This window comes from Micromonospora sp. WMMD730, assembly GCF_049178955.1.
In the GTDB taxonomy this organism is placed as follows: Bacteria; Actinomycetota; Actinomycetes; order Mycobacteriales; family Micromonosporaceae; genus Micromonospora; species Micromonospora wenchangensis.
The window spans coordinates 3,724,834-3,740,261 of sequence record NZ_JBMHML010000002.1; the positions used below are offsets into that span (position 1 = coordinate 3,724,834).

Annotated in this window: 5 protein-coding genes; all 5 read right to left on the bottom strand. The window is 74.4% G+C overall.

Annotation, left to right across the window (positions count from 1 at the left end; translation table 11 throughout):
• Positions 1–116 precede the first annotated feature (116 nt).
• The 5 genes from ACN265_RS16405 to ACN265_RS16425 are packed head-to-tail and all read right to left on the bottom strand — an operon-like array spanning position 117 to position 15,396.
• Complete coding sequence (locus ACN265_RS16405) at positions 117–5,633, bottom strand: amino acid adenylation domain-containing protein (protein WP_421408442.1); 5,517 nt, start codon at positions 5,631–5,633, stop codon at positions 117–119.
• Positions 5,630–8,755 (bottom strand): non-ribosomal peptide synthetase, encoded by a 3,126-nt coding sequence (locus ACN265_RS16410; protein ID WP_421408443.1) that lies wholly within the window; start codon positions 8,753–8,755, stop codon positions 5,630–5,632. Before ACN265_RS16410 ends, ACN265_RS16405 begins: the two co-directional genes overlap by 4 nt.
• Positions 8,752–8,940 carry an MbtH family protein gene (locus ACN265_RS16415; RefSeq protein ID WP_088646413.1) on the bottom strand — a complete coding sequence of 63 codons (189 nt, stop codon included), beginning with the start codon at positions 8,938–8,940 and terminating at the stop codon, positions 8,752–8,754. Before ACN265_RS16415 ends, ACN265_RS16410 begins: the two co-directional genes overlap by 4 nt.
• Positions 8,940–9,893, bottom strand: a complete 954-nt coding sequence (locus tag ACN265_RS16420; RefSeq protein WP_420118879.1) for a TauD/TfdA family dioxygenase — start codon at positions 9,891–9,893, stop codon at positions 8,940–8,942. Before ACN265_RS16420 ends, ACN265_RS16415 begins: the two co-directional genes overlap by 1 nt.
• Before the next feature lie 25 nt (positions 9,894–9,918).
• Positions 9,919–15,396: an SDR family NAD(P)-dependent oxidoreductase gene (locus ACN265_RS16425; RefSeq protein ID WP_421408444.1), complete on the bottom strand. Its 5,478-nt coding sequence runs from the start codon at positions 15,394–15,396 to the stop codon at positions 9,919–9,921.
• Between the last annotated feature and the right edge of the window lie 32 nt (positions 15,397–15,428).

The window sequence follows — 15,428 nt, forward strand, 5'->3', positions numbered from 1 at the left end:
CCAGGCCCGACCGCGACGTTCGTCCCCGAGGCGGCACCGTCCCCGGGGGACCCGCCGCGGTCGGGGGTCCCGCGCTCGCGCGGGCACGACGGGTGTCGCCGTGCCCGCGCGGGTGTTCAGCCGGCCACCGACGCCGGCTCCGGGCGGGCCTTCGCCCGCTCGGCGAGCCGCCGCTGCCGCTCCTGCGCCCCGATCAGGTCGTCGGGAAGCGAGTCGGGCACCTCGACGTCGAACCGGCGCAGCATCCGGATCGCGAACCCGCCGAGCGTGATCAGCACCAGGGCCAGCCCGAAGCAGACGTACGCGAAGCCGATGCCCCGACCCGGACCGGTGCCGATCACCGCGCCCACCGAACCGGCGAGCGCCCCGCCGTCGGCGAGCATCGGCTCGAACAGCGCGGTCGCGCCCGGAGCGAGCAGCGCGAAGCCGATCGGCAGGGTCGACCAGGAGATCGTCTGGTTCAGGCTGAACACCCGGCCGTGGAACCGCTGCGGCACCTTCACCTGGACGATCGTGGCGTAGATCGACTGGGCGGTGGTCATCGCCATGGCCAGCCAGAACGCCCCGAAGGCGATCATGACGACGGAGGCGTCCAGGCCGATCAGCACACAGCCGACGGCGGTGCCCAGGTTGCCGATCAGCACCCCGATCATCCGCCGCTGCCGGGGCCCACCCCACAGCGACATCAGCACCCCGCCGGCCACCGCGCCGATCGCCTCGGCCAGCGCCACCTGCGCCACCTGGGTGGCGGTGCCGAACGACAGCACCAGCGGGGTGGTGAGCACCAGCGCCGGGGCGAGGAAGACGTTGCCCAGCGCGAAGTAGCCGAGCATCAGCCGGAAACCCTTGTGCCGCCACGAGTAGCGCAGGCCGTTGGCGATCGCCACCAACAGCCGTTCCCGGGGCCGCCAACCGAGCAGGTCGGGGAAGCGGACCACGGCCAGCGTCAGCACCGCCACCAGGTAGCTCGCCACGTCGATCAGCAGGATGCCCTTGAGGCCGATCGCGGCGAGCAGACCGGCCGCGAAGACCGGCATCAGGAGCATCGCGAAACCGCTGGAGAGCTGGGTGATGCCCATCGCGTGCCCCAGGTAGCGCTTCGGCACCAACTGTGGCACCGCCGACTGGAAGGCGATCCGCTGGAACGACCCGGCCACCTGGCTCAGCGCCACCAGCCCGTAGATGTGCCACAGGGCGAGGTTGTCGGTCCAGAGCAGGGCGGCCAGCACGAGCTGGATGGAGCCCGACACGCAGCTCGCGATCATCATGATCCGTCGCCGGCTGATCCGGTCGGTGAGCGCGCCGGCCACCGGGAGCATCAGCACCCCGCAGATCAGCGCCAACGCCCACAGCAGGCCCAGGTCGGCCACCGACCCGGTCCGGGTGAACAGCCAGATCGGCAGGGCGAACGCGGTCAACGCCGAGCCGGTGGTGGAGACGAGCTGCCCGGCGGTGACCGCGACGAAGCGGGCCATGCTCGGCTTCACCACCGCCGGGGCCGGCCGGTCGGCGTCGCCGACGCGCAGGTGGTCGGCGACCACCCAGCCGGCGTCCTCACCCCGGGCCGCCGGGCCGAGCGCCGTCACGTCCCCGGCCCGCACGGCCGGGTGCACCTGGGTGACGATCTCGGCCAGCTCGTCGGCCCGGTACTTGAGGAAGAAGTGCCCGGCCTGGTCGAGCACCACCAGGCCGAGGGTGTCGCTGAGGAACTGCCACTCCGCGTACCGCTCGGAGTGGTAGTCGGTCACCGGGTCCTCGGAGCCGACCACCGAGATGATCGGCGCACGCAGCTTCGCCGCGCCCCGGTCGAGCAGCCCGGTGAAGTACTCCTCCGACGCGCGGGAGTCGGCCCGCATGTTGCTGATGATCCGGTCGGCCTGCTCCGGCTCCAGCTCGTCGGTGTCCACCCCCATGCTCTTGAGCCAGCTCGCGTAGTGCCGGTTGCTGCTCAACTGCTCCAGCCGGTTACGCAACGCCGCGAAGGCGCCCTTCGGCCGGGCGAACGGGAACATCGCCCCGATGTAGACGACCTCCAGCTCCCGCCCGGCCGCCTCCACCTTGCGGGCCACCTCGGCGATGATCGCGCTGCCGACCCCGCAGTGACCGTAGAGGGCCAGCGGACCCTCGATCCGCTCCACGATCTCGTCGGCCACCCGGCTGGTCAGCTCGTCGAACGGCAGGGCGTCCTCGGTCAGCCCGACGTCGTGGCCGGGGATGGCCAGCGACCACAGCGCGTGCCCGGCGGGCAGCGCATCGGCCAGCGGCTGGTAGACGATGGCGCTGCCGCCGCCGTACGGGACGCAGACGTAGCTGAGCACCCGCTTGCCGGCCGGGATCGGCTTGGTCAGCTCGTAGAGCAGCCGACGCGGGCCGGCCGCCTCGGCGTCACCGGTCATGAACGCGGCCAGCTCGCGGATGGTGCGCTGCTGGAACAGGTCCATCACGCCGACCGCCCGGCCGCCGTGCTCGGCCCGGCGGATCTTCGCCACCACCTGGGTGGCGAGCATCGAGTGCCCGCCCAGGTCGAAGAAGTCGTCGTCGATGCCGAGCGTCGGCACGCCCAGCACCTCCGACCAGATCCCGGCGAGCAACCGCTCGGTGTCGTCGCGCGGCTCCACCAGGGCCACCGACGCCTCGCGGGTGACCACCGGCGCCGGCAGCGCCCGGCGGTCGAGCTTGCCGTTCGGGGTCAGCGGCAACGCGTCCAGGGTGACGAACGCGGCCGGCACCATGTACTCCGGCAGGGTCTCCTTCAGCGCCGTCTTCAGCGCGGCGTGCTCGGCCGCGCCCACCAGGTAGGCGGTGAGCCGCTTGTCGCCGGGGCTGTCCTCGCGGACGATCACCGCCGCCTCGGCCACCCCGGGCTGCTCGCGCAGGGCGCTCTCGATCTCACCCAGCTCGATGCGCAGGCCGCGCAGCTTGACCTGGTGGTCGATCCGGCCCAGGAACTCGATCACTCCGGCCGGGTCCGCCCCCGTCGTCGTCCCCGCCGGGTCGGGCACCCAACGGGCCAGGTCACCGGTGCGGTACAGCCGGGCGCCCGGTTCACCGGAGAACGGGTCCGGCACGAAGCGTTCGGCGGTCAGCGCCGGCCGCAGGTGGTAGCCGCGGGCCAACCCCACCCCGCCGATGTGCAGCTCACCGGCCACCCCGACCGGGCACTCCCGACCGGCCGGGTCGAGCACGTGCAGCCGCAGGTTGGCGATCGGTCCACCGATCGGCACGCCGGTCAGCCCGGCCAGCAGCGCCGGGTCGCAGTGCCAGGCGCTGACGTCGATCGCCGCCTCGGTCGGGCCGTACAGGTTGTGCAGTGCGCAGTGCGGCAGCCGGGCGGTGAAGTCGACCGCCGAGGCCAGCGGCAGCTCCTCGCCGGAGCAGATCACCCGCCGCAGCGCGGTGGCCCCCTCCACCCCCTCCTCGGCCAGGAACACCGTCAGCATCGACGGGACGAAGTGGGCGGTGGTGACCCGCTCGGCGACCAGCACGTCGCGCAGGTAGCCGGCGTCCTTGTGGCCGCCGGGCTTGGCCAGCACCAGCCGGGCACCGGTACGCAACGGCCAGAAGAACTCCCACACCGACACGTCGAAGCTGGCCGGGGTCTTCTGCAGCACCGCGTCGGCGGCGTCGAGCCGGTAGGTCTTCTGCATCCAGTCGAGCCGGTTGACGATGCCCCGGTGGGTGTTCGGCACCCCCTTCGGGCGACCCGTCGACCCCGACGTGTAGATCACGTACGCCAGGTGTTCCGGGCCGGCCAGCGGGGTCGGGTCGGTGGTGGGCTGGTCGGCCCAGACCGCCGGGTCGTCCAGGGCCAGCACCGTCGCCTCGACCGTCGGCAGGACGTCGCGCAGGCTCTCCTGCACGAGCACCACCGGTGCGGCGGCGTCGGTCAGCATGAAGGCCAACCGGTCGGCCGGGTACTCCGGGTCCAGCGGCAGGTACGCCCCACCGGCCTTGAGCACCCCGAGCAGGCCGGCGACCAGCTCCACGGAGCGTTCCGCGCAGACCCCGACCAGGGTCTCCGGGCCGACGCCGGCCGCCCGCAGCCGGTGCGCCACCCGGTTCGCCGCGGCGTTGAGCTGCGCGTACGTCGTCGAGACGCCCTCGATGGTGACCGCCACCGCGTCCGGGGTCGCCGCCGCCGCCGCCTCGATCGGGCCGTGCAGCGTCTCGGCGGCCGGGAAGTCGGCGCTGGTGTCGTTCCAGGACGCCAGCAGCGCCCGCTCCCCGGCGGGGAGCAGGTCCAGCGCCGACACCGCCACGTCCGGGGTGGCCACGACCGCGCGCAGCAGGGCACACCAGCGGTCGGCCATCCGGGTCACCGTGTCCCGGTCGAACAGGTCGGTGTTGAAGACCAGCTTGCCCCAGAGTCCGTCGACGGTCTCCACGGCGTGCAGCTCGAAGTCGAACCGGGTGGCCCGCAGCTCCATCGGGGTCCAGTCGAACGTCACGTCGGTGGCGTCGGAGACCTCGGTGAACCGGCCCATCTCGTAGTTCTGCAGCACGAACATCGCCTGGAACACCGGCGAGCGGCTGACGTCGCGGGGCAGGCCCAGTTCGTGGACCACCTTCGCGAACGGCACCTCGGCGTGCTCGAAGCCGTCCAGCACGCTGCGCCGGGTGCGTTCCAGCAGCTCGGTGAAGGTCGGGTCACCGGCCAGCTCGGCGCGCAACGGCAGCATGTTGATGAACATGCCGACGATGTTCTCCAGCTCCGGGGCGGACCGGCCGGCCACCGACGCGCCGACCGCGAAATCCCCCTGGCCGGCATGCCGGGCCAGGAAGACCTGGTAGGCGGCGAGCAGCGTCATGAACAGGGTGCCGCCGGACTCCCGGGTCAGCGCCGTCAGGCGTCCCGTCTCCGCCGGGTCGAGCCGGAACTCGACGAAGTCGCCCCGGTAGGTCTGGGTGGCCGGGCGGGGCCGGTCCAGCGGCAGCTCCAGCGGGGTGATCCCGGCCAGCCGGGACTTCCACCAGTCCAGGTGCGACCGGGCCGCCGGGCCGCCAAGCTCCTGCGCCTCCCAGACGGCGAAGTCGCCGTACTGCACCGGCAGGGTGGGCAGCTCGCCACCCCGGTAGGCGGTGATCAGGTCGCGCAGCAGCACGTCGACCGACCAGCCGTCACCGACGATGTGGTGCTTGCTGAGGAACAGCACGTGGTCGTCGGCGGCCAGCCGGATCAGCAGCGCCCGCAGCAGCGGCCCGGCAGCCAGGTCGAACGGCGCGAGCGAGGCCGCCTCCACCAGCTCCTGCGCGGCCCGCTCGTCCGGGGCGTCGACCACGGTCAACGGCACCTCGACCGCGTCGGCGATCACCACGGTCGGCTTGCCGTCAGCGTCGGCGGGGAACCGGCTGCGCAGCGACTCGTGCCGGGCGGTCAGCGCGGTCAGGGCGGCGCGCAGCGCCGTGACGTCGAGCGGGCCGCGCACCCGCAACGGCACCGCGATGTGGTACGCCGCCTCGCCCGGAGCGAGCTGGTCCATGAACCAGACCCGCTCCTGGGCGTACGACAGCGGCACCTCGACGCCCTCGGGCCGCGGCGTGATGCGGGCGGCGGGGGTGGCCTGCCGTCGGCGCAACCGTTGGGCGATCAACGCCGCCCGGGCGGCCTCCCGGGAATCCTTCAGGTCCGTCATGCGGGGGTGTCCTTCTCCGCCGCCAGCAACGCGGCGACCTCGGTCTCGGAAAGGTCGTCCAGTTCGGCGGCGATCTGCGCCTCGATCTGGGCGGCCAGGTCGGCCACCACGGGGCTGCCGAACAGCGCCCGCATCGGCAGGTCGACGTCCACCTCGGCCCGGATCCGGGCCATCGCCCGCATGCCGCGCAACGAGTTGCCGCCGAGGGCGAAGAAGTCGTCGAGCGCGCCGACCTTCTCCACCTGGAGGATGTCGGCGTACACCTCGGCGACCAGGGTCTCGGCGTCGGTGCGGGGCGGGACGTAGCCGTCGCCGGCCACGGACTCCGGCGGTGCGGGCAGCGCGGCCCGGTCCAGCTTGCCGTTCGGGGTCAACGGCAACGCGTCGAGCCGGACGAACGCGGCCGGCACCAGGTGCGCCGGCAGCTCCCGGGCCAGCTCGACGGCGAGGTGCGCCTCCTCGGCGGTGCCGACGTGGTAACCGACCAGGGTCGGCTCCCCCGAGTCGGTGCGCACGGCCACCGCCGCCTGGTGCACCTCGGGGTGCTCCCGCATCGCCGCCTCGATCTCGCCCAGCTCGATGCGCATCCCCCGCACCTTCACCTGGTCGTCGCGGCGACCCAGGTAGTCCAGGGTGCCGTCGGCCCGCCACCGGGCCAGGTCACCGGTGCGGTACATCCGCTGCCCCGGCGGGCCGTACGGGCAGGGCAGGAACCGCTCGGCGGTCAGGCCGGGCCGGCCCAGGTAGCCCCGGGCGAGCTGGTCGCCGGCGACGTACAGCTCACCGACCATCCCCGGCGGGACCGGCTGGAACGCGGCGTCGAGCAGGTACACCCGGCTGGTGGCGGTGGGCCGGCCGATCGACACCGGGCCGGCGGGCACCTGCTGCCCGGGGGCGAGCCGGGCGGCGACACAGCCGACGGTGGCCTCGGTGGGGCCGTACTCGTTGACCACCGCCACCTCCGGGTGCGCGGCTCGCCAGTCGGCGAGCTGCTCCCCGGTGAGCGCCTCGCCGCCGATCACCAGGTCGGTGGTGGGCGACAGCGCCTCCTCCAGCAGCGGCAGGTGGCTCGGGGTGACCTTGAGGAACGTCGGCCGTCCACCCACCCGGGCCGCCGGGGAGTCGATCCCGGCCAGCCGGACGGTGCCCCCGGCGGTGAGCGGGCCGAGCAGCCCGGTCACCGTCAGGTCGAACGAGACCGGCGAGTGCAGCAGGGCGGTGCCGGACAGCCCCGGGTAGGTGTCCCGGGCCCAGGCCAGGTACGCGACGATCGCCCGGTGCTCCACCACCACGCCCTTGGGGCGGCCGGTCGAGCCGGAGGTGTAGAGCACGTAGCCGGGGTGCTCCGGGCGCAACGGGGCGATCCGGTCGGCGTCGGTGAGGTCCGCGCCGTCGGCGTCGTCGGCGGGCCCGGCCGCACCGTCGACCAGCAGCGCGTCGCCCGGCACCAGGGTGGCGGTCTCCGCCACGGCCAGCACCAGCGCCGGCGCGGCGTCGGCGAGCAGGTAGCCGATCCGGCCCGCCGGATAGCCGGTGTCCACCGGCACGTACGCGGCCCCCGCCTTGAGCACGGCCAGGATCGCCACCAGCAGCTGCGGGCCGCGCGGCAGGGCCAGCGCCACCCGGGTCTCCGGGCCGACGCCCCGGCCCACCAGCACCCGGGCCAGCCGGTTCGCGGCGGCATTGAGCTGCGCGTACGTCAGCGTGACGTCCTCGCAGACCAGGGCGGTGGCGGCCGGGGTGGCCGCCACCTGCCGCTGCACCTCGTCGACGACGGTGGCCGACGGGCCGGCCGCGGCCACCCCGGCCCACCCGCCGAGGACCAGGTCCCGTTCGGCGTCGGCGAGCAGCGGCAGCGCGGAGACCGGCTGCCGCGGGTCGGCCACGGCCGCGTCGAGCAGCCGGACGTAGCGGGCCACGACCGCCTCGGCGGTGGACCTGTCGAACAGGTCGGTCCGGTAGACCAGCCGGCTCTCGCCGGTGGTGATGTCGAAGGCCAGGTCGTCCTTGGTGGTGCCCAGCTCCACCGGGTCCAGCCCCGAGTCGGGGATGAAGTTCAGCGCGGTCTGGAAGATCGGCTGCACCGACGGGTCCCGCTCCGGGGCGACCGCCTCGACGATCGCCTGGAACGGGGTCTGCCCGTGCTCCAGGGCGTCGACCAGCCCGTCGCGGACCCGGCCGAGCAGGTCGGTGAAGCGCGGGTCGCCGCCGACGTCGCAGCGCAGCGCCACCGGGTTGACGAACATGCCGATCAGTGGGGTCAGTTCGGCGGTCTCCCGGCCGGCGGTGGAGACCCCGACCACCACGTCGGTGTCGCCGGAGATCCGCGACAACAGCGCCGCGAAACCGGCAAGCAGCACCATGTACGGGGTGACCGCCGACCCGGCGGACAGCCGGCCGATCCGGTCGAGCAGCCCGGCGGGCAGGTCGAAACGCACCTCGTCACCGGCGAAACCGAGCTGCGCCGGGCGGGGCCGGTCCAGCGGCAGGCCGGTGACCTTCGGGGCGCCGGCCAGGTGACCGGTCCAGAAGGCGAGCTGCCGGTCGCGTTCCGCGCCGGTGAGCTGGTCGCGTTGCCACACCGCGAAGTCGGCGTACTGGATGGGCAGCTCCGGCACGGTGGCCGGCACACCCGTCGACGCGGTCCGCGCGAACGCGGCGATCTCGGCGCCGAACAGCACCGCCGAGTGGCTGTCGAAGACGGCGTGGTGCACCACCAGCAGCAGCGTCCACGCGTCGTCGAAGCGGATCAGGCGGGCCCGCCACAGCGGCGGCGCGTCCAACGGGATCGGGGTCCGGGCCAGCTCGGCGCGCAGCGCGTCGGACCGCCGCAGGCGCTCCGGATCGGGCAGCCCACGCAGGTCGTCGACGGGCAGCCGGAACGACTCGTGCTCCCGGACCACCTGCACCAGGGTGCCGTCGTCGACCCGCAGGTGGGTGCGCAGCGCCTCGTGCCGGGCGACGACCTGACCGAACACCTCGGTTGCCGTCTCGGCGTCCAGGTCGGCGGGCAGCCGGCACGGCACCGACACGTTGTAGACCGGGGAGGCCGGGTCGAGCTGGTTGGCGATCCAGACCCGTTCCTGGGCGAACGAGGCGGGGAAGGTCCACTCGCGGGTCATGCCGTCTGCTCCCGTACCGAACGCGGGCGCATGTCGGTCCAGACCTCGTCCACGTGGGCCAGGCACTCCTCGCGGCTGCCGGTGAAGCCCGCGTCGTGCCAGCCGGCGGGCAGGTCGCGGTCGGCCGCCCAGATCGAGTACTGCTCCTCGTCGTTGCGCACGACCAGGAATCGGGTGTCGGCCATCAGTTCGCTCCAGCGGTGTCGGGGGTGTGCGGTTCGGCCATCGCGACGGCGATCTTGCGGGGTCCGGTGAACGGTTCCCGTCCGTGCGCGGCGGTCATGTTGTCGACCACCAGCACGTCGTCGCGCCGGTAGTCGAAGCGGACGCTGGCCGCCCGGTACGCGGCCCGCAGGTGGTCCATCACGTCGGCGGGGATCTCGCCGCCGTCGCCGTAGTAGGTGTTCGCCGGCAGCCCCTCGGGGCCGAACATCGCCAGCAGCCCCTCCTGGTAGTCCTTCGGCAGGGTGCTCAGGTGGAAGAAGGTGGCGTGGTTGAACCAGCGCGGGGTGTCCGAGCCGGGCCGGTGGTGCACCACGTCGCGCACCGCCCGGGTCCGCAGCCCGTCCTTGCCCACCCACTCCAGCTCGATCCGGTTCGCCGCCGCGTACGCCTGCACCTGCGCCCGGTCGTCGGTGCCGAAGACGTCCTGCCAGCGGGTGCCGAAGTCGGCGTGGAAGTTGCGCACCAGCAGCCAGCGCCGCCTGACGAACTCCTCGCGTACCGCCGGGTCGATCTCGGCGTACACCCGGCGCACGTCGGCCAGCGGGGTCGCGCCGAGGGTCTGCGGCGCGGTCAGGCAGTAGAAGAACAGCGTCAGCGGCCAGCGCGCCTGGTACGAGTTCTCGTTGTGCAGGAAGATCTCCTCGTCCGGCGGGTAGTCGGTCGAGGTGTAGACCTTCCCCTTGATGGCGTGCCGGGGCGAGGACCGCTCGGTGTAGGTCAGCGGTTCGCCGGAGAACGCCCGCACCACCGCGTCGAAGCCGTCCACCCCGCCCACGTCGAAGCCGCGGAACAACAGCCCGCCGTGCGCGACGAGGGTGGCGCGCAGCTCGGCCCGGCGGCGGTCGATCAGCTCGGTCAGGGCGGTGCCGTCGTTCTCGACGACGACCGGCAGCGTGGCGATCGTGTCGCTCATTGCGTGGTCTCCTGTTTTCTCGACGTCAGGCGCGGGGTAGCCGCGGGATGGCGGGGATGGTGGCCGGCGCGGCCGGTTCGTCGGCGGCGGCGGCCCGCAGCTGGGCGATGCGTTCGGCCAGACCGGCCACGGTCGGGGTCTCGAAGAGGCTGCGCATCGGCAGCCGGACCCCGGTCGCCTTGCGCATCGCGGCGATCAGCTGCACCGCGACCAGCGAGTTGCCGCCGAGGGCGAAGAAGTCGTCGTCCACCCCGACCTCGGCCACCCCCAGCCCGTCCCGCCACACCCCGGCGATGGTGATCTCCAGCTCGGTCCGCGGGGCCGCCGAGCCGCCGCCGGTCGCCGTCGCGGCGGCGGTCGACGGCTCCGGGTCCTGCTCCAGGGCGTCGGTGGTGACCCGGGAGGCCCGCCGCCGGATGTCCGCCACCGTCCGGGTCGCGATGACCACCTGCGGGCCGAGGCCGGCGGTGAGGCTGCGCCGGAACGCCTCCGCGCCGTCGACCGGGCGGATGTCCTCGGTGACCGTCCCGGCCGCCGGGTCGACCGCAGCCGCGTCGGCGGCACCGGTCAACCCGCCGGTGACCGCGCCCTGGTCGACCCGGCGCAGCACGAAGTCACCGATCGCGACGAGTTCCCGGCCCTCGGTGTCGGTCAGCGACAGGTCGGCGGCGACCACCTCGTCGGTGGCGCTGGCCCGGTGCCGCAGGTGGCTGTGGAACACCGCAGGCAGCGGCCCGCGCACCACGATCCGCCCGTACGACAGCGGCAGGTAGGTGCCGTCGCCCTGACCCCGACCGAACGCGGTGGCCACGTCCAGCAACGCCGGGTGCAGGCCCCACGCGGGCAGGTCGGCCCGGACCGGCTCCGGAGCCTCGACCCGGGCGAGTTCCTCACCGTCGCCGAGCCGGTGCTCGGCAAGCGACGCCCAGCGCGGGCCGAAGGTCAGCATGCTGGTGCGGCCCCGACCGAACGAGGCGTCGTCGTCGACCCGCCGGCCGTCGACCACCGGCACCCGGGCCGGCGGGGCGGCCTCCACGGTCCAGCCGGCCGATCCGCGCACGTGGGTGCGGAGCTGGCCGGCGGCCAGGCTGCGGACGGCGAAGTCGACGCCGTCCTCGGCGGCGGTCAGCTCGACCCGGTACTGGGCGACGGTGCCCTGCGGCACCGCGAACGGCTCCAGGAACACCACGTCGCGCAGCTCCACCGCTGCCTGCGGCGCGGGACAGGGCACGGCGGCGACCACCGCGGCCCGCACCGACTCCAGGTGGGCGGTGCCGGGCACCACCGGCACCCCGCCGATGCGGTGCTCGTCGAGCAGCCAGTGGGTGTCGGCGGAGACCAGGCCGTGCAGCACCGTCGACTCCGGGCCGACCACCTTCGTGGTGAGCACCGGGTGGTCCACCGGCGTGGTGACCGTGTCCCGGCCGGCGGCCCGGAACGCGGCCGGCGCGGCGGTCTCCACCGCCATGCCGACCTCCGCCCAGCCACCCCAGTTCTGCGACAGCACCGGGGCCCGGAAACCCGCGCCGGAGCGGGCGAACGCGTCGAGGAAGGCGTTCGCCGCGCAGTAGTCGACCTGACCGAAGCCGCCGATCACCGAGGTGATCGAGGAGCACAGCGCCACGAAGTCCAACGGCAGGTCACCGAAGACCTCGGCCAGGGCGAGGGTGCCGGTGAGCTTCGGGGCGAGCACCCGTTCGGCCTCGGCCCGCTCCTTCACCTCGGCCATTCCGCCGCCGGGCAGGCCGGCGGCGTGCACGATGCCGTCCAGCCCGCCGAACTCGGCCTCCACGGTGGCCCGGACCCGACGCAGGTCGGCCGGATCGGTGACGTCGGCGGCGAGCACCCGCACCGTCGCGCCCGCCGCCTCCATCCGGCGGATCGCCGCGATGGCCCGGCCGGCCCGGTCCGCGCCACCGTGCACCGCCAGGTGGTCGTCCCACCGCTCGCGCGGCGGCAGCCCGGAGCGGGCCAGCAGCACCAGCTTCGCCCCGGCCCGCCGGGCGAAGTCCTCGGCGAGGGTGACGCCGATGCCGCCCAGGCCACCGGTGACCAGGTACCGGCCGCCGTCGCGCAGCGCCCCCGGCCCGGTCTCGGCGGCGACGGTGACCTGCTCGTAGCCGGTCACCCAGCGGCGGGCGCCGCGCAGCGTCACCTCCGCCCGCTGCGGGTCGACCGGGCGGCGCAGCTCGGCGGCGAGCGCGTCGACCCCGGTGTCGGCCGGGTCGGCGTCGACCAGCCGGACGGCCAGGCCGGGCAGTTCGGCAGGCAGCACCCGGGCCAGGCCGGCGAGGGTGGCGTGCTCGGGGCGGACCAGGTCGGCACCGGTGACGTCGCCGACGCCCGCGGTGACCAGGTCGAGGGTGAGCGACCGCTCCTCGGCGGTCACCCCCGCCCCGGCGAGGGCCTGCACCAGGTGCAGGGCGTCGAAGAAGCCACGCTGCTGGGCGTCCCAGGCGGCGGTGGCGTCGAGGCCGGCCGGCGTGCCGTCCAGGGCGAAGGCGTGCACCAGCCGGGACGGCACCCCGCCTGCGGTCAACGCCGCGACCAGCGCGTCGTGGTCCTCCCGGTGGCCGGGGCGCAGCCGGTACCCGTCGCCGGTCGCCGCGAACGCCGTGCCGGGGCGTACCACGACCGGGTCGTCGCCGGCGGCCCGCAGCGCGTCGACCAGCGCCTCGGCGCGCGGACCGGCGGCGAGCACCAGGCAGCGGCCGTCGGGCACCGTCGCCGGGTCGGCGGCGGCCTGCCGCCACACCGGCACCGCGAACCACCGCTGAAGCGGCTGCGGGCCGGCGTCGGCCGGGGCGTCGGGCAGCGCCGCCACCGGGTCCGGGTCGACCCAGTAGCGCAGCCGCTCGAACGGGTAGGTGGGCAGCGGCACCCGTCGGGCGGTCGGGTCGGCGTCGAGCCGCACCCCGATCCCGGCACACCACAGGGCGGCGGCGCTGGTGAGCACAGTGGCCAGGTCGCCGGTGGACTCGCCGGGGCCGGGCAGGCTACCCAGCGGGGTCAGCGCCCGCTGCGCCGGGGAGCCCTTGGCGACCTGCATCCGGGCCAGGTTGGCCAGTTGCCGGCCCGGACCGCACTCCAGCAGCGCCCAGGTGCCCGCCCCGAGCAGGGTCGCCACGCAGTCACCGAACCGCACCGGCCGGCGCAGGTGCGCCGCCCAGTACGCCGGGTCGGTGGCCTGTTCGGCGGTGATCCAGGTGCCTGTCACGTTGGACAGGAACGGGATGGCCGGCGCGTGCAGCGGCACCGTCGCCATCAGGGCGGTGAACTCGGCCAGGATCGGGTCCATCATCGGCGAGTGGAACGCGTGCGAGGTGCGCAGCGGCTTGCTCTTGCTCTTGCCGCCGAGGCTGTCGGCGAACGCGGCGACGGCGGCGCTCTCGCCGGCCACCACGCAGGTGCCGGGCCCGTTGACGGTGGCGATGGACAGCCCCTCGGGCAGCCGGGCGGCGACCTGCGACTCGTCGAGCGACACGGCGAGCATCGCCCCCGCCGGCAGCGACTGCATCAGCCGGCCCCGGGCGGCGACCACCCGCAGCGCGTCGGGCAGGGTCAGCACCCCGGCGACGGTGGCGGCGACGTACTCGCCGATCGAGTGGCCGATCATCGCCGCCGGGCGTACCCCGGCCCGCTGCCAGTGCAGCGCCAGGGCGTACTCGACGACGAACAGGGCCGGCTGGGTGTAGCGGGTCTCGGTGAGCTTCTCCGCCGCCTGCGGGTCCCGGCCGAGGATCAGGTCCCGCAGGTCCAGGCCCAGCTCGGGGCGGAGCAGCGCGGCGCACTCGTCGACGGTGGCGGCGAAGGCCGGCTCCTCGGCGTAGAGCTGCGCGCCCATCCCGGCGTACTGGGCGCCCTGGCCGGAGAAGAGGAACGCGGCGCGCGGGGCGGCACCGTCGACCACCCCGGACTGGCGGCGGCGCGGGGTACGCAGCGCGGTCACCGCCTCGGCCAGGTCGGCGGCGACCACGGCCACCCGGTGCGGGTACTCCTGGCGGCCCACCCGCAGCGTGTGCGCGACGTCGGCCAGCAGCTCCGGCCCGCCGTCGCTGGTCGCCGCCAGGTGGTCGGCGAGCCGGGTGACGGCGCTGTCCAGCGCCGACGCGGTCTTCGCCGACACCGTCAGCAGGTGCGCCGGGCGGACCCGCCGGTCCGCGCGGTGCGCGGCCGGGGCCTCCTCGAGCACCACGTGGGCGTTGGTGCCGCCGATGCCGAACGAGCTGACCCCGGCCCGGCGCGGCCCGCCGTCGGTGTCCCACTTGGTCAGGGTGTTCGCCACGTAGAACGGGGTGTCGGCGAAGTCGATGCCCGGGTTCGGCGTCTCGTAGTTGATCGTCGGGGGGATCAGCCCGTGCTCCATCGCCAGCACCGTCTTGATCACGCTGACGATGCCGGACGGCTGGCTCAGGTGCCCGATGTTGGACTTCACCGAGCCGATGCCGCACCAGCCCCGCTCGTCGGTGTCCCGGGTGAACACCGCCGACAGGGCGGCCACCTCGATCGGGTCGCCCAGCGCGGTGCCGGTGCCGTGCGCCTCGACGTAGCTGATGCTGCGGGGGTCGATCCCGGCCATCCCGACCGCCTGGGCGATCGCCTCGACCTGCCCGTCGACGCTGGGGGCGGTGAAGCCGACCTTCCCGGCGCCGTCGTTGTTGATCGCGTTGCCCAGCACCACCGCGCGGATCGAGTCGCCGTCGGCGATCGCGTCGGAGAGCCGCTTGAGCAGGGTCACCCCGACGCCGCTGCCCCAGACCGTGCCGTTGGCCCCGGCGTCGAACGGGCGGCACCGGCCGTCGGGCGAGGTGAAGCCGTCCATACCCAGGTAGCCGACGTGCGGCAGCTCCACGTTGACCCCGCCGGCCAGCGCCATGTCGCACTCGTGGTTACGCAGCGCCTCGCAGGCCAGGTGGAAGGCGACGAGCGAGGTCGAGCAGGCGGTGTGCACGGTCAGGCTCGGCCCGCGCAGGTCCAGCCGGTAGGACACGTTGGTCGCCACGTAGTTGGGCGAGTTGCCGGTGGCCAGCGAGACCGCGCCGTGCGGGTTGCCGCCGACCCGCTTGTTGCGCAGCACGTACCGGTGCAGGTAGGTGTTGCCGCCGGTGCCGGCGTACACGCCTACCGCCCCGGGGTAGCGGGCCGGGTCGTAGCCGGCGTCCTGCAACGCGGTGTAGCAGCTCTCCAGGAACAGCCGGTGCTGCGGGTCGGTCATCTCCGCCTCGCGGCTGGTCATCCCGAACAGCCCGGCGTCGAAGGTGTCGTACCCGTCGATCAGCGGGGCCCGGCTCACCCAGCCCGGGTCGTCGACCTCGTCGGCGGTCGCACCCCGGGCGAGCTGCTCGTCGCGGCTCAGCTCGGTGACCGACTCGACGCCGTCGACCAGGTTGCGCCAGAACTCGCCGACATCGGCGGCACCCGGCAGCCGGGCGGCGAGCCCGACGATGGCGATGGGTTCGATGCCGTCATCGGTGGGCGGCGCGGTGTCGATCTCGTTCTGCATCGGGGTCGTCCTTTGTCGCAAGGTGCCGCCCG

Bases quoted from the DNA above. Each gene is read 5' to 3' on its own strand.
- ACN265_RS16405 (WP_421408442.1), bottom strand. From the start codon at position 5,633: ATGACGGACCTGAAGGATTCCCGGGAGGCCGCCCGGGCGGCGTTGATC.
- ACN265_RS16410 (WP_421408443.1), bottom strand. From the start codon at position 8,755: ATGACCCGCGAGTGGACCTTCCCCGCCTCGTTCGCCCAGGAACGGGTC.
- ACN265_RS16415 (WP_088646413.1), bottom strand. From the start codon at position 8,940: ATGGCCGACACCCGATTCCTGGTCGTGCGCAACGACGAGGAGCAGTAC.
- ACN265_RS16420 (WP_420118879.1), bottom strand. From the start codon at position 9,893: ATGAGCGACACGATCGCCACGCTGCCGGTCGTCGTCGAGAACGACGGC.
- ACN265_RS16425 (WP_421408444.1), bottom strand. From the start codon at position 15,396: ATGCAGAACGAGATCGACACCGCGCCGCCCACCGATGACGGCATCGAA.